27 protein-coding genes are annotated in these 18,359 nt (G+C 69.8%); 8 read left to right on the top strand and 19 right to left on the bottom strand.

Annotation, left to right across the window (positions count from 1 at the left end; all coding sequences use genetic code 11):
• Positions 1-3: 3 nt before the first annotated feature.
• The 11 genes from ACFQ3T_RS02035 to ACFQ3T_RS01985 all read right to left on the bottom strand — a co-directional run bounded on the left by ACFQ3T_RS02035 (position 4) and on the right by ACFQ3T_RS01985 (position 7,605).
• A complete protein-coding gene (locus tag ACFQ3T_RS02035) occupies positions 4-492 on the bottom strand; it encodes a hypothetical protein (RefSeq protein ID WP_380719091.1) in 489 nt (162 codons plus the stop codon).
• Positions 489-1,433: a helix-turn-helix domain-containing protein gene (locus tag ACFQ3T_RS02030; protein ID WP_380719090.1), complete on the bottom strand. Its 945-nt coding sequence runs from the start codon at positions 1,431-1,433 to the stop codon at positions 489-491. Before ACFQ3T_RS02030 ends, ACFQ3T_RS02035 begins: the two co-directional genes overlap by 4 nt.
• Positions 1,434-1,449: 16 nt before the next feature.
• Positions 1,450-2,031: a hypothetical protein gene (locus ACFQ3T_RS02025; protein WP_380719088.1), complete on the bottom strand. Its 582-nt coding sequence runs from the start codon at positions 2,029-2,031 to the stop codon at positions 1,450-1,452.
• A gap of 236 nt (positions 2,032-2,267) precedes the next feature.
• Entirely contained in the window at positions 2,268-2,951 is a 684-nt protein-coding gene (locus ACFQ3T_RS02020; protein ID WP_380719086.1) for a hypothetical protein, read from the bottom strand.
• Positions 2,952-3,748: 797 nt separating this feature from the next.
• Entirely contained in the window at positions 3,749-4,099 is a 351-nt protein-coding gene (locus tag ACFQ3T_RS02015) for a hypothetical protein (RefSeq protein ID WP_380719084.1), read from the bottom strand.
• Positions 4,096-5,433, bottom strand: a complete 1,338-nt coding sequence (locus ACFQ3T_RS02010) for a hypothetical protein (RefSeq protein WP_380719082.1) — start codon at positions 5,431-5,433, stop codon at positions 4,096-4,098. The genes ACFQ3T_RS02015 and ACFQ3T_RS02010 overlap by 4 nt, the downstream gene beginning before the upstream one ends.
• A gap of 207 nt (positions 5,434-5,640) precedes the next feature.
• Positions 5,641-5,970, bottom strand: a complete 330-nt coding sequence (locus tag ACFQ3T_RS02005) for a hypothetical protein (RefSeq protein WP_380719080.1) — start codon at positions 5,968-5,970, stop codon at positions 5,641-5,643.
• A gap of 98 nt (positions 5,971-6,068) precedes the next feature.
• Positions 6,069-6,266, bottom strand: coding sequence for a hypothetical protein (locus tag ACFQ3T_RS02000; protein WP_380719078.1), 198 nt, complete (start codon positions 6,264-6,266; stop codon positions 6,069-6,071).
• On the bottom strand, positions 6,263-6,652 hold the full coding sequence (locus ACFQ3T_RS01995) for a hypothetical protein (protein ID WP_380719076.1): 390 nt from the start codon (positions 6,650-6,652) through the stop codon (positions 6,263-6,265). The genes ACFQ3T_RS02000 and ACFQ3T_RS01995 overlap by 4 nt, the downstream gene beginning before the upstream one ends.
• Positions 6,653-6,654: 2 nt before the next feature.
• Positions 6,655-7,239: a DUF1643 domain-containing protein gene (locus ACFQ3T_RS01990; RefSeq protein ID WP_380719073.1), complete on the bottom strand. Its 585-nt coding sequence runs from the start codon at positions 7,237-7,239 to the stop codon at positions 6,655-6,657.
• 153 nt (positions 7,240-7,392) lie between these two features.
• The gene (locus ACFQ3T_RS01985) at positions 7,393-7,605 is read right to left on the bottom strand and encodes a helix-turn-helix domain-containing protein (protein ID WP_380719071.1); all 213 of its coding nucleotides are present in this window, start codon (positions 7,603-7,605) and stop codon (positions 7,393-7,395) included.
• Positions 7,606-7,711: 106 nt separating this feature from the next.
• On the opposite strand from ACFQ3T_RS01985, the gene ACFQ3T_RS01980 reads away from it, so the two are divergent.
• The 5 genes from ACFQ3T_RS01980 (at position 7,712) to ACFQ3T_RS01960 (ending at position 10,265) form a co-directional block, all read left to right on the top strand.
• On the top strand, positions 7,712-7,969 hold the full coding sequence (locus ACFQ3T_RS01980) for a hypothetical protein (RefSeq protein WP_380719069.1): 258 nt from the start codon (positions 7,712-7,714) through the stop codon (positions 7,967-7,969).
• A gap of 4 nt (positions 7,970-7,973) precedes the next feature.
• Entirely contained in the window at positions 7,974-8,255 is a 282-nt protein-coding gene (locus tag ACFQ3T_RS01975) for a hypothetical protein (RefSeq protein ID WP_380719067.1), read from the top strand.
• On the top strand, positions 8,252-8,734 hold the full coding sequence (locus ACFQ3T_RS01970; protein ID WP_380719065.1) for a hypothetical protein: 483 nt from the start codon (positions 8,252-8,254) through the stop codon (positions 8,732-8,734). The genes ACFQ3T_RS01975 and ACFQ3T_RS01970 overlap by 4 nt, the downstream gene beginning before the upstream one ends.
• Positions 8,735-8,792: 58 nt before the next feature.
• Positions 8,793-9,455: a helix-turn-helix transcriptional regulator gene (locus ACFQ3T_RS01965; protein ID WP_380719063.1), complete on the top strand. Its 663-nt coding sequence runs from the start codon at positions 8,793-8,795 to the stop codon at positions 9,453-9,455.
• A gap of 105 nt (positions 9,456-9,560) precedes the next feature.
• Positions 9,561-10,265, top strand: a complete 705-nt coding sequence (locus ACFQ3T_RS01960) for a hypothetical protein (RefSeq protein WP_380719061.1) — start codon at positions 9,561-9,563, stop codon at positions 10,263-10,265.
• Between the two features lie 57 nt (positions 10,266-10,322).
• Here ACFQ3T_RS01960 and ACFQ3T_RS01955 read toward each other — a convergent pair whose 3' ends face one another.
• The 3 genes from ACFQ3T_RS01955 to ACFQ3T_RS01945 form a co-directional block, all read right to left on the bottom strand.
• Positions 10,323-10,757, bottom strand: coding sequence for a hypothetical protein (locus ACFQ3T_RS01955; protein WP_380719059.1), 435 nt, complete (start codon positions 10,755-10,757; stop codon positions 10,323-10,325).
• A gap of 312 nt (positions 10,758-11,069) precedes the next feature.
• The gene (locus ACFQ3T_RS01950; protein WP_380719057.1) at positions 11,070-11,504 is read right to left on the bottom strand and encodes a hypothetical protein; all 435 of its coding nucleotides are present in this window, start codon (positions 11,502-11,504) and stop codon (positions 11,070-11,072) included.
• Positions 11,504-11,806, bottom strand: coding sequence for a hypothetical protein (locus ACFQ3T_RS01945; protein WP_380719055.1), 303 nt, complete (start codon positions 11,804-11,806; stop codon positions 11,504-11,506). The genes ACFQ3T_RS01950 and ACFQ3T_RS01945 overlap by 1 nt, the downstream gene beginning before the upstream one ends.
• Before the next feature lie 464 nt (positions 11,807-12,270).
• On the opposite strand from ACFQ3T_RS01945, the gene ACFQ3T_RS01940 reads away from it, so the two are divergent.
• The gene (locus tag ACFQ3T_RS01940; protein ID WP_380719053.1) at positions 12,271-13,110 is read left to right on the top strand and encodes a DUF5753 domain-containing protein; all 840 of its coding nucleotides are present in this window, start codon (positions 12,271-12,273) and stop codon (positions 13,108-13,110) included.
• A complete protein-coding gene (locus ACFQ3T_RS01935) occupies positions 13,107-13,370 on the top strand; it encodes a DUF397 domain-containing protein (protein WP_380719051.1) in 264 nt (87 codons plus the stop codon). The genes ACFQ3T_RS01940 and ACFQ3T_RS01935 overlap by 4 nt, the downstream gene beginning before the upstream one ends.
• Before the next feature lie 64 nt (positions 13,371-13,434).
• On the opposite strand, the gene ACFQ3T_RS01930 is transcribed toward ACFQ3T_RS01935, so the two are convergent.
• The 5 genes from ACFQ3T_RS01930 to ACFQ3T_RS01910 form a co-directional block, all read right to left on the bottom strand.
• Positions 13,435-13,875 carry a hypothetical protein gene (locus ACFQ3T_RS01930; protein WP_380719049.1) on the bottom strand — a complete coding sequence of 147 codons (441 nt, stop codon included), beginning with the start codon at positions 13,873-13,875 and terminating at the stop codon, positions 13,435-13,437.
• A gap of 4 nt (positions 13,876-13,879) precedes the next feature.
• Positions 13,880-15,169, bottom strand: a complete 1,290-nt coding sequence (locus ACFQ3T_RS01925) for a hypothetical protein (protein ID WP_380719047.1) — start codon at positions 15,167-15,169, stop codon at positions 13,880-13,882.
• Positions 15,170-15,327: 158 nt separating this feature from the next.
• Positions 15,328-15,696 carry a hypothetical protein gene (locus ACFQ3T_RS01920; RefSeq protein ID WP_380719044.1) on the bottom strand — a complete coding sequence of 123 codons (369 nt, stop codon included), beginning with the start codon at positions 15,694-15,696 and terminating at the stop codon, positions 15,328-15,330.
• Positions 15,697-15,811: 115 nt separating this feature from the next.
• Positions 15,812-16,141 carry a hypothetical protein gene (locus ACFQ3T_RS01915; protein WP_380719042.1) on the bottom strand — a complete coding sequence of 110 codons (330 nt, stop codon included), beginning with the start codon at positions 16,139-16,141 and terminating at the stop codon, positions 15,812-15,814.
• A gap of 6 nt (positions 16,142-16,147) precedes the next feature.
• Positions 16,148-16,909, bottom strand: a complete 762-nt coding sequence (locus ACFQ3T_RS01910; RefSeq protein ID WP_380719040.1) for a GntR family transcriptional regulator — start codon at positions 16,907-16,909, stop codon at positions 16,148-16,150.
• A gap of 191 nt (positions 16,910-17,100) precedes the next feature.
• Here ACFQ3T_RS01910 and ACFQ3T_RS01905 point away from each other — a divergent pair, with 191 nt between their 5' ends.
• Positions 17,101-18,123: a DUF2637 domain-containing protein gene (locus ACFQ3T_RS01905; RefSeq protein WP_380719037.1), complete on the top strand. Its 1,023-nt coding sequence runs from the start codon at positions 17,101-17,103 to the stop codon at positions 18,121-18,123.
• Positions 18,124-18,359: the final 236 nt, after the last annotated feature.

The raw sequence follows: 18,359 nt of genomic DNA, 5'->3' as shown, positions 1-18,359 counted from the left end.
TCGTCAGCTTTCGCCGGGTCGTCCCACGCGGACGGTGAGCCACAGGCGCCGCTCGTGCTCGGGGCCGGGGTGGATGACCGGCTCCAGCTTCGTCATGAACTGCGGCGTGTCGTCGGGGACCAGGTGGAGCCCGACCCAGTTGGTGTGCTTGGGCCGCGACAGCGCGTCGCACGCCCGCTTGAAGCTCGGGTACAGGTTGTCGGCGTCGGCCTTGACGTTGTTGCCGGGCGCGAAGTGGATCTGCACGGTGAGGTGGTCGCACGTCGGGATGCGCAGCGACCGGGCACGGAGCATCACCGCCGTGGCGATCTCCTGCGCGAGCTTGTGCTCCTTCGACCAGTGCAGCCGCCAGTTGGCGTTCAGTGGCGCGGGTTGGGGCGGGCGGCTGCGGTTGACGGGCTTCCCGGCGCGGCGCTTGCGCTGCGGCGGGAGGAACATCGGCACGTCGATCTCGTAGACCTGCCCCTCGGCGACGTTCGGTTCGGCGGTCATGCCGCGACCACCGCCCGCTTGCGGTAGACGGCCGGCTCGCGGTGTGGGACTGGGCACGCGCCGTCGATCGGGCGGCCCGGCCCGGCGAAGTGCGGCTCGGGCCGCCCGCCCGGAGTCCTGTCGACCATCACCGGGATGGCCTCGGCCAGCACGTACCGCGGCTGCGGCGGGCGCGCGAGGTGGAGCACGACGGCGAGCAGTTGCGCCAGGCCCAGCGCCAGTGCCTGCTCGTCGTCCGGCCTGCGCGTGGGTGCGGTGAGGCCGCGGCCGCGCTCGGTCAGCCGCTCGGCGAACTCCTCCAGCCGCCGCTCCGCGCGGACCCTCGCGCGGTGGCGGTCGACGGTGCGGGGCGACACGTCGAGCAGGTCGGAGATCTCCTGCACGGTCATCCGTCCTGCGCACAGCCGGCTCAGCGCGGCGCGCAGGTCGACCGGCCGCAGGTGGGCGGGGTCCAGCTCGCCGCTGCACGCCAGCTCGACGGCGATCTCGTCGGGCTCGGTGTCGCGCGGCAGCACGCGGTGGAGGTTCAGGTCGGCGGGGTCGTTGTCGATGTCGTCCCAGTACAGCGCCGACCGGAAGCCGTGCTTGTCGGCGAACGCGCGGGCCTGCGGGTTGTCGTGGGGCTCCATGCAGATCTTCGTGAACTCCTGGGCCACGCGCGTGTGGGTGGCGATGGAGACCTGCGCGTAGCGGCAGAACAGCAGCTCGGTGATCCGGTTGACCCGGTAGCCGAAGTGCGACGCGAGTTCCTGCTTGGTCCAGCCGATGGCCATCTGCGCCTGGAGACGGCGGGCGGTGCCGAGCGCGGACACGAGGTCGGCCGGATGGCGGGTCGGGGTGGTGCGGCGAGGGCGCCGGAGGGTGGCGGTTCCGGTGAGGTGAGGGGGTTGCCTGGTCGGGTTGGTTGCCACGAGGGTTCCGGGTGCAGCCGGGTTGGTCATGGCTCCTCCTCTCGGTTCAGCGGGCGGATACTGCCGACATGCGGGCGGCGTAGGCCTCGGCGGCGCGGCGGCACGCCTTGCGGTTGCCGTGGAAGCTCACCGGCGGACCGCCGGGCCAGATGATGTTGCGGTCGAACCGGAGCGGCCGATGGTGCGACTCGACGTGGCCGCCGCACTCCGGGCAGACGTCGGGGTGCTCGTAGCGGGCGGCGCGGGCGATCTCCTGCGCCGCGAGGTGGGCTGCTTCGGCGGCTCGGCACGGATGTGGTTCGCCGCAGTGGGCGCAGACCGGGTAGTGAGGGCTCGGGTAGACCCACCACGCGGTGCGGCTGGGCCACCAGCGCAGCCAGGCGACGCCCGGCGCCGCTGCGGCGGGGTCGGCGGCGTGCAGGACCGCGATGCGCGGAGCCGCGGCCGGTCCCCACTCGGCGATCATCGCCCGGTCGAGGTCGTCCCAGCGTTCTTCAGGCAGCCGGCGGATCTCGACCACGTGCCAAGCGCGGTGGTCGTAGGCCAACAGGGTGCCCACGGCCGGGTCTTCGCGGGTGCGGTTGGCCCCTGACGGTCTCCAGCAGGCGAGCAGGGCGGCGGTGATCATCTTTCCCCCTGTTCCGTGTTCGATGAGCAGCGGTTTTGTGTGATGCGCGGTTGCGGTTCTCGCGCGCGCGCCCGCGCACGCGCGCGTGTCTGGGTACCTTGCCGACCTGGGCCGGGCAGTGATCGACTACGCAGTCCGGGGATCTTTCGTTGGCAAGCGGACCCGGACCGCAGGGAGCGCAGCGACCGAGGACCGGAAGCCGCGCGGCAGCGTGGCGGTTCAGGTAGTTCTTCACTTCAGGTAGTTACTGGTTCAGGTAGTTGATCTCCCTCTGAAGGGGTGACCGGACGTCCCTTGGTCGGGGTGTCCGGACCTCCCTTCAGAGGGGTCTCCGGACCTCCCTTCGAAGGGGTGACCGTGCCGAGCTGCGGGTTGCGCCACCGTGCCGGTGCTCCACTGGAAGGGATCTCCGGCGTGAGCTGCGGTTTCTGGCGCTGCGGTCGACGCCGGCGGGAGCTGGGGGCTTTGCCCGCGGCCTTGCGTGCGGCGTACCAGTCCGTCAGGGAGGCGACACCGGTGTAGCCCTCGGGCGGCGCCTCGTGGACGGTGTAGAGCAGCCGCTTGAACATCCGGTTCGGGCCGTAGCGGTCGGTCTCGACCTCGACCGCGCCGAGCTGGACCAGCGGCTTGACGTACTTGCCCACGTCGGTGGGCTTCGCCAGGCCGAGCAGGGCGGCCAGGGAGGCTTGCGACGGCCAGGCCATCTCGTCGCCGCGTTCGCGGTTGCAGTGCATCCTCAGGATCCCGTAGAGGGTCTTGGACTGGGTCGGGATCTCGGCGAGGAAGACGAAGTGGCCGATGGTGGCGTGCGGGAACGAGCGGCCCGGGCGAACCCTTGCGGGGACGTCGGGACCGTTGGGGTCGTACACGGAGTGCTCCACGGAGGTGTGCGCCACGGGGCCGTGCAGGGCTCCGGGCATGGTGGGAACGCCGACGCATCGGAGTGAATCCATGCGAACGGCGGGCGGCGATGACGGGGTGCGACGCTAGGGTTCTTCCCGTCGGAGTCCTCGCGGAGAGGTGCGGATGTCGCCAGTGACGGGTCGTGGTCGCCGTCAGGGCGCGGCTGAAGGTCTGGCCGCACGGAGGCCGGCCGACGCGGAACTACGAAGGTGTCCGTACGGTTGCGGACCCGCTGAGCAGGTGATTTCCAACCGTTCACGGGTACGATTCATGACGCCCCCCGGCAAGTGGGAATCAGGTGGGGGTTCCGGGCCTCTCGGCCCAGGCTCCGGGTGTCACCGTGCAGGGTGACCCCGGAGCCCTGAAACCATCTCCTGGTTGCTGGTGCCGGGTCACGCTGTGTCGTATGCCCGGTGCCTTGGAACTTACGTGCGCTTTCAAATGGTTTCAAATCACGCTCAGGTAACGGTCACGTATCGCAACCGTCTCCGACTGAGCCTGCAAACGTGAATTTCTTTGCCCGCCGGCGGTAACGCTCCGCCGTTACCCTTGCCTGACAACGTCGTTTGCGTACCTACCGAGACGTAGGTTCGCGTGTCCCGCCGAGCGTCTGGCCTGCTGGGGAAGGGTGACCTAACCCGCAATGATGCGGCTAAGTCACCCGATCGGACCAGCCCGATTGCGCACGATCTGTTATCACGTTCCGTTGAGAGACGGTTACTCAACATTCCCGCAAACTTGCAAATTTGCAACGTGTAACGCTCAGGCCCGTAACGACGATAAACGGAGTTTCTTAACCCCTGTAAAGGGGCGGTCAACCATGATCGTGTAGCTCCAGCGCAACCACACCACGTAGCGACACGAACCGGTCGAGCTGATCGAAGTAGGCCTCGTACCAGTCCCGCTCGAACGGCGAGACGTCGGCCTGGAGCATCCGGCGGCGGGCTCGCCGCCACTCCCCCGCGATCACCCAGCCGGACCGCCGGGCGATGATCCACTGTGCCTGTTCGCGGGCCGAGCCGTCGCGCACCGCGTCGACCACGTCGGGCCGCGCCGGCTCCCACTCCGGGTCGACGTCGCCGAACCACCCGGCCGGCGGGCCGTCGTGCGCCGCCGGTCGGGTGATGGCCCTGCCGCGTCGCGCGGCGAGGAGTGCGGCGGTCATGCCGGGACGTCCGCCTTCTCGCCGCGCGCCTCGGCGATCAGCCGCGGGATCAGGGCCGCGCCGCGGTCGTCCATCGCGAAGAGGTTGATCAGCTCGTTGAGCAGCTTCTCCAGGTCGTCCTTCGTGAGGTCGGCCGAGCTGCCGATCGGGCGGCCGATCAGGGCGGTGGCGAGTGCGAGCTGGTCGCCGGCCACGGTGATGTTCAGCTTCACGTATCCGGCGGCCACGCGGGCGAGGAGGATCTTCATCTCCTCCTGCGGCGACGGAACGGCCGGACGGGCGGCCTGCTCGACGGGCGGTGCCGCGAACTGCCGCCGACCGCCGGTCTCGACGGCGCCCTGCCGGCGGGCGCGGTGCTGCTCGACCCGCCGCTCCTCGGCCACCTCCTCCTCCGGGCGCTCGTCCTCGGTCAGGTCGCCGGCGGTCAGCTCCTTGATGTCGCGGACGTGGGAGTCCTGCGGCTCGTAGCCCAGGACGCGGAACACCAGGTCTTCCAGGCTGAAGTCCTCGTACGGCTTCGGGTCGTCGTATCCGGGGCGCACGGCGTGCTGCACGGAGCGGCACTTGGTGACCAGCGGCGGGGTCCGCGGCTCGTTGGACAGCCGCACCACGACCATCGCGTCCCGCAGCAGCGAACCCTCGGCCTTGACCTTGTAGATGGGCGGCGCGCCCTCCACCGGCCGGTTGTTCTTGAACTCCGCGCCCCATTCGGACTGGGCGGTGACGACGACGATTCCGGGGAACGTCAGCAGCTCCGTCATCAGCTTCCGGTGCCGACGCTTCGCCGCCGTCCAGTGGGTGTGCGAGGTGGTGATATCGGCGTCGGGGTCTTTCTGGAGCTTCAGCCGCGCGGTGTCGCTGTTGCGGGATCGGGCGTCGGCCCAATTGCTCAGCATCTCCCATTCGGCGGTGGCCGTCTCGAACGCCAGGACCACCGGCGGCTCGCCGGCGGCCAGCGCCAGGCGGGCGATCTCCTTGACGTCGCGGACGGCGGCGAGGATGTCGTGCCAGTCGCCGGTGTGGTCCACGATCTCGAACTTCGCGCCGGGGACCGCCCCGTACTGGTCGTGCGTGCCCTCCGCGCCCAGCTCCAGCCAGTACACGCGGCCGACCTTGCTGCTGGCGGAGAACTCCGCGATGCACCAGGACTTCCCGGAGCCGTGCAGGCCCTCCACCACGATCAGCGGGTGCGGCACCTTCTTCGTCGGCGGGCGCATCCGGCGTGCCGCGATGGCGTCGATCTGCGCGGCGAGCTGCGCGACGCGTGCCGCGTTCTCGTCCACCGCCGCGCCGTCCGCCTCGGCGGGTGGGCGCGTTTCCGTTGCAGCGGTCATCACCGTTTCCTTTCACTACACGCATTGCATCGGGAGAATTCCCGTCGATCCCGCACGATGACGACGTTAACTGTGGTGCGTAACGTGTCGTGATTGGGCAATAAAAGACTATGCGGAATAGGTGACAGATGTCAATATCGCAATTAGCGGCCAGAAATGCGAAAAGCCCCGAGCAGGGGAAGGGCTCGGGGCTTTTCGAATCCGGCGTCAGGCCGGCGTCTGTGTGCTCGGCTCAGGCCGGGGAATCGGCTCGTCGCTGGCGTCGATCACCTCGGGTCCGCACGGGCAGTCGACGGTCAGCGGGTGTTCGCCGTCGACCAGGCCGGGCCAGCTGTGGCGGTGCAGCACCAGTCCGCGCTGCCCGCGGGTCTTCAGCCACCAGCGGTGGATCAGGCGGTCCCGGCCTTCGCCGTCCGTGGTGTGCAGGGCCTCGGGCGAGGCCGGTTCGCCGTTGTGCAGGCACGGCGCGGGCTTGGTGTGCACCGTGCACATCGGCATGGGCAGGCCTTCGACGCGCGAGACCACGCACTTCGCCACGGGGGCCACCTCCTTGCGGGTCCGGCTCGCGTGGCGCGGGCCGCCGGTTGGGGTCGGGTCGGTGCCGAGGGGAAGCCACGCCGGCACCGACCCGAGGATCAGTCGCGCATCAGCTCCAGCGGACCGCGCTCGGCCTCGACGGACTCGTACGTCCGCGGCTCCGGGTACGGGCCGGGGTGCCGATGACGCTGGCCGCCTTTCGGCAGCCGTTCGCGGATCAGGCTGTTGGGCAACTCGTCGTACTGGCGCCCTTCCGTGTCTCGCCAGCGCCGCATCCGGCGCGCGGTGCCCGTCATCGCTCCTCCGCGAACAGCGACGGCTCCACCGGTCCGGAGCCCTGCCGGTCCTCGGCCTCGGCCAGCAGCGCGGCCGCCGTCTCGTGGTCGATCGCCTCGACCCATTCCGAGCACAGGGCCATCAGCTCGACCAGCTTGCGGCGCAGGAGGCCGGGGTCGGGTTCGGCGAACGCCGCCTGCACGCGGGCCTCGACCAGCGCCCGCCAGGTCAGCTCTCCCCTGGCGTCGAGGTTGTCGGCCACCGCGGCGGTGAACGCGTGCAGCTCGTCGTCGTTGAGGTCGGCGGTGCCGTGCGGCAGGTCGCGCCGGACGCCGCCGACACCCGCACGGACCTTCGCGACGTCGGCGAACACCCGCTGGGTGCTGATCGTGATCAGGACTGCCATCGTCACCGCCCCCGTCGCCGCAGGAACTTCGCCACGTCCAGTGGCTGCGGGCGCAACGTCCCCAGCGTGAACAGCGGGTGCTTGGGCTGGTGCAGTCCGGTCAGCCCGAGGTGGACGAGGTCGACATGGAGGTCGGCCAGCATCTCCACCACCTGCCGCGCACGCCCGTCGATGCGGCCGTGGTTGCCCCAGGCGCAGACCACGATGTCGGCGTGGACCAGGTCGCAGAGGTGGTCGTCGTTGTCCGGGCCGACCGGGTCCAAGTGGACCTTCAGCGCTTCGGGCTTGGTGGCGCACAAGGCGAAGAGGTTGCGCACGGTGAAGCGCTCGTAGCCCCATGCCGCCGTGAAGCCGGTGCAGCGGCGGATGGTGGGGTCGTCGGCGGTGCTGGTGGCGGTCGACGGGTTGAGCATGAGCCACCCGACGATCGGGCCGTCGCCCCACGCGCGGTCGAGCGTGTAGCGGTAGGTGTCGCAGACCTGGCAGGCCGCACGGTCGTGGCCGGCCCGGTCCGCCTTGGCGCAGGAGCTGAACACGGCGTTGCCGGACGGCTGCGGGTCGCGCGGTGCTTCCGGTCGGGTGCTCATGGCTGGAGCATTACTCGGCACCACGTCACCCGGCGGGGCGCCGCTGGGCATGGCTCTACGATCGGTGCTGCGGGTCATGGGTTCCCCTCGTGATCCGGGGTGGGCCATCTGTGCTGTCCAGGCTGGGGTGGCCCACCCGCTTGTCGTGGTCGGTCAGGTCTTCGGCTCGATGCTCCTGAGCCATCGGTGGTAGCGGCGCGCGTTGTCGCCTACCGGTGTGGTCTTCCCGGTCTCCCACCGGCGGATCGTCGCCTCGTCAACGCCGACGTCGGCCGCGGCCTGCTTGCGCGGGATCCTCTGCGCGTCACGCCATCGTCGTGCTGTTCCCTCCTCCAGCCATCGGGTCAGCTCGGTTCGGTAGTCCATGCGGCGACGGTACCCGGACGCCTAGGCGTCTGCCTAGGCATCTGCCTAGAATGGCGGAGGGCTTGGGATGCTCGACGCCCGGCCTCCCGGACGAAGGGACACCCCGATGACCGACGTGTTCGCCCTTCTCGACCAGCCGTTGCCGACCGGCAGCGTCGAACTGCTCATGGTCGACGGCCCGCTCGAAGGTCTGATCTTCGAGGTGCCGCTGCACGCTGGCGACGACGCGCTCCCCCGGCCGGCCGCGCCCGTCGACGTCCAGGCCGCCATCGACGGCACCGTGGAGTGGCACCGCTACATGCCGGTGGTCAGCCCGATGGACGACGGACCGCTGTGGATGCTGACGTATCAGGCGAGCTGGTGATCGCGTGCGCCGCCTGTTCTCGCTACTGCGCAGGAAGCCTCCGAAGCCGGCCCGTCAGCCGCGGCGCGACACGCTGATCCTGCCCCTGCTCGACGGCCCCCTGAGGGGAAGGCGCGTCGAGTTCCCGCTTGCGGCCTCGGGTGAACTGCCGCTGTGGATGAACGCGCCGTTCTTCGACCTCGCGGTGGTGGTCGACGGCGTCATGGTCGAAGCGCGCTACCGCGTCGACCAGCATGACCTGGGCGACGGCCGGCAGTGGTGCGGCCGGTTCGTGGACGAGCAGTGACCACCGATCGTCGCGGCCCGACCCTGGCGTGGTCTAACACCGGCGGCGCCCTCCCCCAGCTCATCCGCTACGACAACCGCCGAGTGCGCTGGTACGAGTGGGAAATCGCGCCCCTGGTGTCGCACGTCGACCTGACGTGCGAGGTGCGGAAGTGCCGCTACGACGGCCAGCCGTGGATGACGTTCGGTGTGGTCGACCCGCTGCCCGGTGAGACGTACCCGTGGCCGGAGGAGCGCCGACTTCCTTCGGGGCGGGTCTACCTGCGCGACCGCGACCAACCAGCCTGGGCGGTCATCCGCCTGGTCGCCTACCGCTGCCCGGCCTGCAAAGACCTGCGCGTCTACGACCAAGGCCAGGACGGCAAACGCTTCGACCTGGTCGACATGACGCCCAGCCTGTTCGACGTCGACCGGGAGTTCGGCGATCCAGTCGAGCACGACGCGCTGCTGTCGCGGCCGAGCGAACGCACCGACCGCTGATCCCGAGCACCCCTCATAACTTTGACCTCACAGCGCTAAGCGCTGTAGGGTTATGGTCATGAGCACGAAGACCACCGCCAAGAGCGCCGAGCCCTACGCACCCGGCAGCATCTACACCACCGAGGTCGTCTACGAGCTGGCCAACGGCGAGATCGCCGGCGACTGGCGCGGCCTGATCGTCTGGCGCAGCGCGCCGGATCCCTCCATCCCCGTGCCGAAGCGGGTTCGCACCGGCGAGACGCCCTGGCGACTGCTGGTGACCTGGGCCACGGACGAGTTCCACGTGCACAGCAAGCCGCGCACCTCGACGGGCCGACCCTTCGAGATCATCCAGTGGTCGCACGGATGGGAGCCCGCAGACCCGAACGACTGCTTCCACGGGCGGCTGGGTGGCCACGTCGGCTCCTACAAGCCCGCAGACCCTGGCGCGAACTCCGTGGAGATCATGGCTGCGGCGCACGAGAAGCAGCTTCACGAGCAGCAGCAGTGGCGCGCGAACAACCCGAGCCGCACCTTGATGTGGCCTGCGGCGATGGTGTGCGACTACCTCGGCATCAAGGGCTCGACCTGGCGGGCCTACGTCGCCAATGGCGACGCGCCCGCGCCGGACGAGGTCCGCGGTGGACGCAACTACTGGTACCCGCGCACCATTCGCACCTGGGACGACAACCGCCCCGGTTCCGGTGCACGCACCGACCTGGCGCAGCCGAGCGCCGAGTGACCGCGCGCCGGCCGCAGTAGCCTGCGGCCGGCGAACTTCCCCGCGTACGGGGGTGGAGCAGCCCGCAATCGGCGGGCGCTCATGAACGCCGAACGGAGAAACACCTTGTCCCCCAACGACACGGCCGACCTCGCCGACCTGGACGACGGCGAGCTGCGCGCACGGATCGCCCCTCTCGGCCTGGTCCGCCTGCTCGACAGCGAGGACGACGAGATCGCGGCACTGCGCGACGCCATCCACCTGCGGGAGCCGCTGCTGAAGTCCACGTACGACAAGGCGACCGACCGCCCCGGCAGCTCGTTCGCCACGATCCACCGCTTCGCCTACCTGGAGCTGGTGGACGAGTGGCTGCGCCCCGCGGCCTACGAGCGCTGGCCCGGCTCGGTCGCGGACAACTACCTGGTGGAGAACACCGGCGCCTGGCTCAACCTGGCCGGGTGGGGCGTGTTCGAACTCGAACCGCTCCCCTACCGGTACCGGGATGCGGCCAGGGACTCGTGGTCGGCCGCCGCGGTGCGCGCCGTCGCGCGCCTCTACAACGAAGGTGACTACCAGACCCGGACCGACCTCGGCGTGGCGGTCGCCGACGCGAGCGACGGGCAGTGGTCGATCACCGTGTACAACCCCACCCGCCAGCGCACCCTCGCCGGCCCGGAGTCGTTCGTCTGGGTCGCCGACGAGACCCCGAACGACCGGCACCTGACCAACGTCCTGCCCGAGGACTGGGTGGTCGACGGCGAGTCGTGGGTGGAGTTGGGCCGGCTGGTGATGGTGGTCCGGCGCGACCCGTCCGTGCTCACCGACGCCTGACCCTGCGACCCCGGCGGGAACGTGTGCCGTTCGCCGGCGCACGTTCCCGCCGTTGTGTCAGCTCTCGGCGCGTGAACGCTCCTCGGCGAACGGCACCGGGGCGACGGCGTCGAGGAACGCGTCGAGTTCGCCCAGGTCTCCGCCCACCGCGGCGTACTGGCGGCGGATGTGGTCGACCAGCTGGTGCGAGCCCTCCGGGTAGCCGGTCACCGGGCGGGTCAGGATGTTGCGGCGGCTGGCGGCACTCTTCTTGTAGCCCTTGCCGATCGGGCGGGCGAGATCAGGCAGTGACGCGCCCCGCTCCCACGCCAGGTAGAACGCCAGGTCCGCGCCGCGGCTCATTGCGGCGGAGGCGTTGCGGAAACCGCCGAACAGCCGCACCAAGGCGTGCGCGCCCAGGTCTTCGGCGAGGCGGGGAAGGGCGAGGGCCTGGGCGAGGATGGCTCGGCGGCCCGGCAGGTCGAGCGGTTCCAGCGACTCGAAGTCGTCCATGCCAGAGCAGGGTAGTAACGTTTCCACCGCGCCGCCTTGGTCCAATCCCCGACCGGTGGCCGCGTGCAGCGGCGATCCGAGCGGTCCGCAACCCCAAAAACCGGCTCGGACGATCTTTCCCCGGAGAAGCCGGGCACGGCCCGGAGCGGGCAGTCTTCAGTTCACTCTGAAGCAATAGTGCTTGTCTAGACGTTGCGGTCGGGCCGTCTACCTGGCCTAACGGCCGCGACCCCGGAGCCTTCCGAGGGGATGGAAGGTGGCTCCAGGGTCGCGGTTTCTACCCACCTGGGAATCAGGCGGCCTGTGGGGGGTTTACTTGGTCAACGAGCCGCCGAACGAACCAGTTTCGTTACTCCACCCGAATAGAGCAGTGGTGACTTCGGTGAACGTCCCGGCCTTGTACCGTTCGTAGCGGCTCGATGCCTCGACGTTGTGGTGGGGCGCGTCGGGGTCCGGGTCTTCGAAGTCGTCCGGCACGATCTCGGGGTGCTCGGGGTTGAAGTCCTCGATCCGCACGCGGTAGGCGACCGCGGAGAGGGTGGAGCTGGAGCGCAGCACCAGCGCTTCCCCCTTCCAGAGCAGCACCCACAGCACGTAGGCGGGTTCGTCACCGCGCGCCGGGACGTTGTAGCGGCGAAACCCCTTGATCCTGAGCCGCGTGTACAGCGCCTTCAAGGCCTCGCGCTCCCGGTGTGCGCGGGCGGCCGTCTCCTCGGCCGTCTCCTGCTCGCCGGTGTCCACGGTCATCACGCCTGCCCGCGGCCGACGAGGGCGCCGAAGCGGCGCATCTCGGCGAGGGCTTCACGGTGGATCTCCTCGGCCTCGCCCTGGAGGTCTCCGGTGGCGGGCAGGTCGGCGTCCAGGAGCAGGCACCGAAGGGCGCGGCGCAGGCGCCCGACGCGGAGCATCGGCATGACGAGGGGACAGCCGTCCTCGGGCCAGTGGCCCGACTTCGGCAGCAGGGCGATCCGCCCGGAGACGGTGCGGGTGGCCACCAGGTCGTCGTGGGCGACGACCAGCTCCTTCGCCGCGGTCTTGGCCTTGTTCACCCGATCCGGTGAACGGGCGGGGTCGATCGCCGGGATGAGCTGCGTCTCTACGGCATCATGGCTTGTCCGACGCCGGCGGGGGAACGGCAGGCTGACCACTGCGCACCTCGCTTCGTTTGGGAAGGCAGCGGCTCCGACGCCGGTGGGCCGACACCGTGGGGTGTCGGTGGGAAAGCAGCCGGAGCCGCCGCCTGGCTGGTGTGGCACCCGTCACCGCGGGGCCTCTCGGCAATTATGTCGCCATAATTTCCGATCAACCACCCCAAACCGCTACTTCTTTCGTGTGGTCGACTCGCGGCTAGGTTGAGGGGAGATCACTTAGGGTGTACTTGCTTCCCCCCTCTCCGTACAGGAAGGGCACAGCCATGCCCGTACGCAAGACCGCGCGAGCCGCCCGCCTCGGCGCTCACCTGCGACGACTCCGGGTCGATGCCAACCTCTCGCAGGCCGCCCTCATCGCCCGAATGGCCGAGATCGCACAGGCGGCTGGCGGTGACCTGGGCACCCTCGGCCAAGGCCACTGGAGCCACGTCGAGGGCGGGACCGGCCGCGTGGAGGAACACCACCTGGCCTTCGCGCTGTCGGCGCTGAACGCCAACGAGCACACCAGATCCACACTGCACGAGCTGTGGAGCCGGGCCTACGACAAGGGCAAGTGGCGCGAGTACAGCGACATAGTGTCCGAGCCGGTCGAGATGCTGGGGGAACTCTGCGAGCTGGCCGGGTCGGTGCGAACCTACGACACCCTGTTCATACCCGGCCTGCTCCAGACTCCCGACTACACCAGGGCGGTGGCCGAGCGGTCGCGGGCCTTCGTGGTGCCGAACAACGTCGACCGCATCGCCGACCTGCGCGCCGAGTGGCAGAAGCAGCTGGTCTCCCCCGGCTTCCAGGGCCTGCGCGCGGTGATGACCGAAGGCGCCCTCCGGACCCAGGTCCGCAAGCCCGGCGACGACGCGGCCGGCGAGCCCGACGTCCTCATGCGCGAGCAGTACCAGTACCTGCTCGACGTCGGCCGCGACCAGGACCGGCCACCGGTGACCATCCAGGTCATGCCGTTCACGGTGACCCCGCCCGGCCTGGATACCTTCATGATCTTCGAGTTCCCGGACGACGACGACCCCGACATGGTGTTCGTGGACGGCGACACGTCGCACCGGATCTACGAAGAAGGCTCACCCACCGACAAAGGGCAGGCCCGGAGGTACCGCTACACCTTCGACGTGGCCCTGGCGGAGGCGCTGACCCCGGCGCAGAGCCTGAGCTTCATCGACAGACTGTTGAAGGAGACCAAGACCCCATGACGAACGCTTCCCGCCCCCGCGCCACCACGCCGCAGGACCGCCTGGTCCTCGCCGAGCTACCGCACCGGAAGTCCTCCTACTCCGGAAGCTCCAGCGGCTGTGTGTCGATCGCCTTCGCCGAGGCCGAGTCAGGCCCGGTGGTCGGCATCCAGGACTCCAAGTTGACGCCGGCCGCGCGCCGTGCGGCGCAGCTCGCCGTGCCCGCTCGCAGTTGGGCGGCGTTCCGCCGCGCGGCCGCGGCCGACGCCCTCGCCGACTGATCGACGGCAGTTCCACCACCGGGGCCGCGTACATCGCCGTGCGCGGCCCTCGCCGTCTCCCGGTCTAGACCGCGGGGAGAAGCCACACCGGCACGGGCACGCCTTCGGCGACGCACCTGTCCAGCGTGGCGCGGGCCAGGGCCGCGGCGCACCGGACGCCTTCCACCAGCACCGGCTCGTCCCCGGCCGCGAGTTCCGCGGCCACCCGCTCGATCTCGCCGGTGGCGCCGGTGATGGTCGCCCGAACCGCGCCGATCACCTGCCGGTAGGGCTCCGCGTCGAGATCGACCGGCGAATCGGCGGTGACCTCCAGGTTCACCAGCAGCGTCTCCGCGCTCACCCAGCCCATCTCGTGCACCAGCGCGACCGTGGCCTGCATCAACCGGGCCAGGACGTCGGAAGGGCGGGCGAACGGCACCTCGCGGGCCGCCGCTTCGTCGCGGCCCCTGCCCAGCCGCAGCAGCAGGACCGCCGCGGCCTCGACCGGATCCCCCGTCGCGTCCACGCGCCTACCCGGTCCGCTGGTCGGCAACGGGCTCCTGTGCCCCCAGAGCGCCCGTGCCGCGTCCACCGGCTCGACGGCGGTCACCACCAGCGCCCTGCCCTGCCGGGCTGGCTGCGCGGCTCCTGGACGTCGTTTCGGATGCGATCTTGATGGTCACGCCGGCGGCTTCGGCGGCGCTGAGCAGCAGGCCCTCGACGGCGGCCCGCTCTACCCGGTAGCGAGCCTCGGCCGTGGTCAACGGCGGCAGGCTGCTGCGGCGCAGGTCGGCGATCTGAGGGTCGAGCAACTTCGGGTCGACGGCCTCCGCGAGCTTCTTGTAGGCCCTGGTCATCGCCTGGGCGTGCGTCAGGTCCGACTCGATCGCCAGCAACAGGCCCAGCTGGTCGACCACCTCGGAGTCCGGCCTGAGCCAGTCCCGGCCGATGTGCACCACGCGCACGCGCGCGGTCTGGTGGTCACCTTGGTAACCACCACTTCCAGCCGCATTGTCAAGCAGTTGATCTCCAGTCCCGTGCTCCGAAGGAGTGCGGGGTCCGGGGTCCGGGGCGGGAGCCCCGGTTACTTCAACTACTTGGTTGTAAGTGGTTACTTCTATTGCGTTCCACATCTGGTTCGGGCCTGTTGCAGATGTGGAACCGGTTTTGTGCAGATCTGCAACAGCAGACGAGTTATCCACAACGTGCAGGTCAGACTGACGTTGCACATCTGCAACGCGGTCCACCAGCCCCGAGTTGTCCACAATCCGCAGGTCGTTCTGAGGTTGCAGATCTGCAACAGGCACGGCCGCGGTCTCCCTCGCTCGGGCTTCCCGACGCGTCCTCTCGCGTGCCGCGCGCTCGGCCGCGACCCGCTTCAGCACGTTGAACGGGTTGACCGGCCCCTCGTAGCTCGAGTAGCCGCCGCGGGGGTGGTCGTGGACCGTGAGCGTGCGGAACGTGCGCACCTGGGGCTTGGCCTCACCGGGCACCCGAACCGAGCGACGCTCGGTCGACACCTCCTCGATGAGGCCGAGGGCGAACAGCGGCTTCATCGCGCGCCACACCGACGTGCGTGAGCGGTGGGTCAGCTCGCCGATCTCCTCGTCGGTGAGCTTGATCTGACGGTCGGGATCCTTCTCCAGGATGCACATCCTGATTGCCCGGTAGACGCGCACCGAGGCGTCGGGCAGCTCCGGGTGGAGGTCGATCCAGTCCCACCCCAAGGTGTAGCTGGGCTTGCCTGCTTCGGCCGAGCCGATCTGCAGGGTTTCCGGCGGCTCGCCCCCCGGCGGGGCGGCGCGGTGGTGGTCGTTCACGACGTGTCCTCGTCTCGACACGCGGCTGACCCTGTTGCAGCACACCGGAAACCACCAGTACGCTGAACGGCAGCCGCAGTGCTATGGGAAGCGTTCTCCTGCGGTCTTGCGTCCGCCCGGTGTTAGCCGCACCGGGCTTCGCTATGTCTGGGGGGAAGTTAGCCCGCCAGCGTGTCCTGGGCCACTGATCCGTCCGGGTGCGGCGTGTCGCCCAAGTGCCGGACGCGGATCTGGGCGCGGTACCGGCCGCCGACGCGAACCTGCTGGTAGTCCGCCAGTCCGGCGTCCACCAGTTCCTGTACGACGTTGCGTACCGCCTGCTTGCCCTGAGGGCCGTTCGCCATGAGCCGGTGCACGTCGGGCGCGGGCGCGTTGTCGCCCACGGCCTTCACCAGGTAGGCGTAGACGCCCTTCGCAGCCCAGGACAGATCCGGGTTGGCGAGCACGGCGATCAACGCCGCTTCGCCCGCTGCGTCCTGGGCGGAGTCCTCGGCGGGCGGTGCGCTCGCGCCGGAAGTCGATCTCATTACTACACCTCACCGTATCCGGTTACCAGACACGGTGACCGTAGCACGGTGATGACTTGTCCGCGATCTTGCGCTCGGGGCGGTGGCGGTGCAGCGCCACCAACACCCCGCAGCGCTAGGCCTGGTCGCGCTCGGGAAGAAGGCTCGACGCCGCCCGCCTCGCCACCCGGAACGGTCCGCGGGGCTCGCCGCCGGCAGCCTCGGTGGCCCACCACTCCCCCAGCGTCACCTCCGGCGTCCGGTTGACGACCGTGCCGATCAGCACGCCGCCGTAGGCCACCCACCACACCTCGTCATCCGCGTAGGGAACGGGCGCGAGCGCCAGCCTGGTCGCCGAGTCCGCCATCAGCCGTGCCAGCACTTCCTCGTGCGCCCGGTCGACCTCGTGCGCACACGGCGACGGCGGGTCGAGCACGAGCGGCGCGGGTGCGTACGTCCTGCGCATCCCCTGTCACTTCCTTCCCAAGGGCAACTGGTCATAGTGCAGCACGATCCGGTCGGACGGCCCGATGACCCGCTGGAACTCCAGCACCGTGCCCGCGCGGTCCCGCACCACCCGCTCGACCACCATCAGCGGAACGCCGGTGCTGGCCTCCAGCTCGGCGGCCTCGGCCGCGGTGGGCATCCTCGCAGTGATCATCTCGTCGCTCATGTCCGGCGGGTGCCCCAGCGCGGTCAGCAGGCCGAAGGCGCCGCCGACAACCTTGGTGTTCTCGGCCAAGCCCGTGCCCTCCACCAGGGCGGCGGGGTACCAGACCATCTGCACGTGGTGGATCCGCTCGCCCAGCATCGCGTGGCGACGGCGGTAGACCAACTCGGTGCCGCGCGGCAGGCCGATCGCCTCGGCCAGCACGTCGTCGGCGGGCACCCGGTCGAACTGGACGAGCACCATGCGCCCGTCCAGGCCCTGCTCGGCGCAGGCCGTCTCCCACGGACCCCGCTCACCGCCGGGCGCGAGCACCTTCCCGTAACGGCTCAGCGGGATCCGGACCGTGTCCCGGTCGATCACCTGGGCGGTGACGCCCCGGCCCTGGCCCTGCTTGATCAGGCCCTGCTCCGCGAGCTGCTTCAGCGCCGAACGCACCGTCTGACGTGCGACCTTGTAGTGCCTCTGGAGATCACCGATCTTCGGCAGGAAGCCGTTGGTCGCCCGGAACTCACCCTCCTGTATCCGCCGCCGCAGGTCTGCGGCGATGTCGCGGTAGCCACTCATCCATCCCCTCCAACTGTCGCTCCGGAGAGTAGTCGCTTGACAAGTTAGTGGCTAGCTCCTTACGTTAAGGGCTAGCTACTTAGCTCGCAGTCCAGCGGACAGGGCACCGGCTTGACCATCAGGCACAACGAGGCGGAGGAAACCGGATGTCGCTCGGCGGAACGATCACCCAACCGGGCCACGATGTCCCCATGAGCGCCCCGACCAACGAAACCGCACCCACGACCGAGACCGCGCCCGAAAGCGCGGTCGAGGACCAGCCCACAAAGAGGTGGGCATGGGTTCAGAAGTTCAGCGACGTCCTCACCGGGTCGCCGGAGTCCGACCCGATCCGGTCGTTCTCGGCGTTCGGTGTCGCGATCTCCACCGCAGTGATCTCTTACGAAACCCTGCACAACCTCGCGCAAGGCATGGGGTTCAGCACGCCGGCCAAGCAGTTGTTCCCCATCGGTATCGACCTGGCGGTGCTCCAGTTCACTCGTGCCTGGCTCAACCGGCGCTTGGCAACCAAGACCCGCGATTTCGCCAAGAAGGCCGCGCTGTTCTTCATCACCGCGTCGGTGATCGGCAACGCCATCTGGCACATCGTGGACTTCGTGCGAGACCGGGGCGGCATCGTCAAGCTGGTCAACGACTTCGACTGGAAAACCAGCCTGCCCGCCCTGGGCTGGCTGGCGGTGATCGTCACGTTCTCCGCGCTGATGCCTCTTGCCCTGGGCCTGTCCCTGCACCAGGTCGCCCAGATTTCCAGCGACCGCGCGAAGGGCCGTGAGGAGCGGGAACGCGAAACCGTCGAGCCTGTTGCGCGACGGAAGAAAAACGGCAGCGCCCCGTCTACGAAGGCCGCCAGCAAGCAGTCCACGACGACCAAGCCGCCAGCCGAGCCGGAGGTTCGCAACCCCAGGGCCGACGAGTCGCCGACCGAGGTCTTCGAAGCGGTCACCGACCCCGAGACGGCCGCCGACGTGGACGGCGACGCGGACCTGCCGGTGGACATCAGCCTGGTCCGGCAGTACGGCGAGAAGGCGGCCAAGGCCATCCAGATCTGGCGCTCCAACCTCGCTGCCCGCAACGGGCAGGGCCTCTCGTTCCGGGAGGTCGACCGCCGGATCGGGTCGACCGGCTACGCCGACAAGGTGATCAAGCAGTACATCGCCGACCACGGCGACCCACGCGAGCAGGTGACTGGAGACCCGGCAGTCAGCAGCGGCTGAGCCCCGCATCACCCCCAAGGAGTGAGCGATGAGCAACAGAACACCGGCAGCAGCGCCCCCGCCCACCCCGAGGGGATGGCGACGTGCGCGCCGACCCCGCCACATCGTGCGTCGACCCGTTCGGCGCGGCGTCTCCCTGCGCACGGTGAAGAAGGTCGGCCGCGCGCTGGGCGTCGCCGCGGCTGCGGGAACGATGGCCGCCCTCGGCCCGGCCGGCGTCGCCGCCGACGCCGCCA

This window comes from Saccharothrix hoggarensis (genome assembly GCF_042678885.1).
Taxonomy (GTDB): domain Bacteria; phylum Actinomycetota; class Actinomycetes; order Mycobacteriales; family Pseudonocardiaceae; genus Actinosynnema; species Actinosynnema hoggarensis.
The sequence above is the reverse complement of the archived record's forward strand: the minus strand, read 5'-3'. Positions and strand labels throughout refer to the sequence as shown.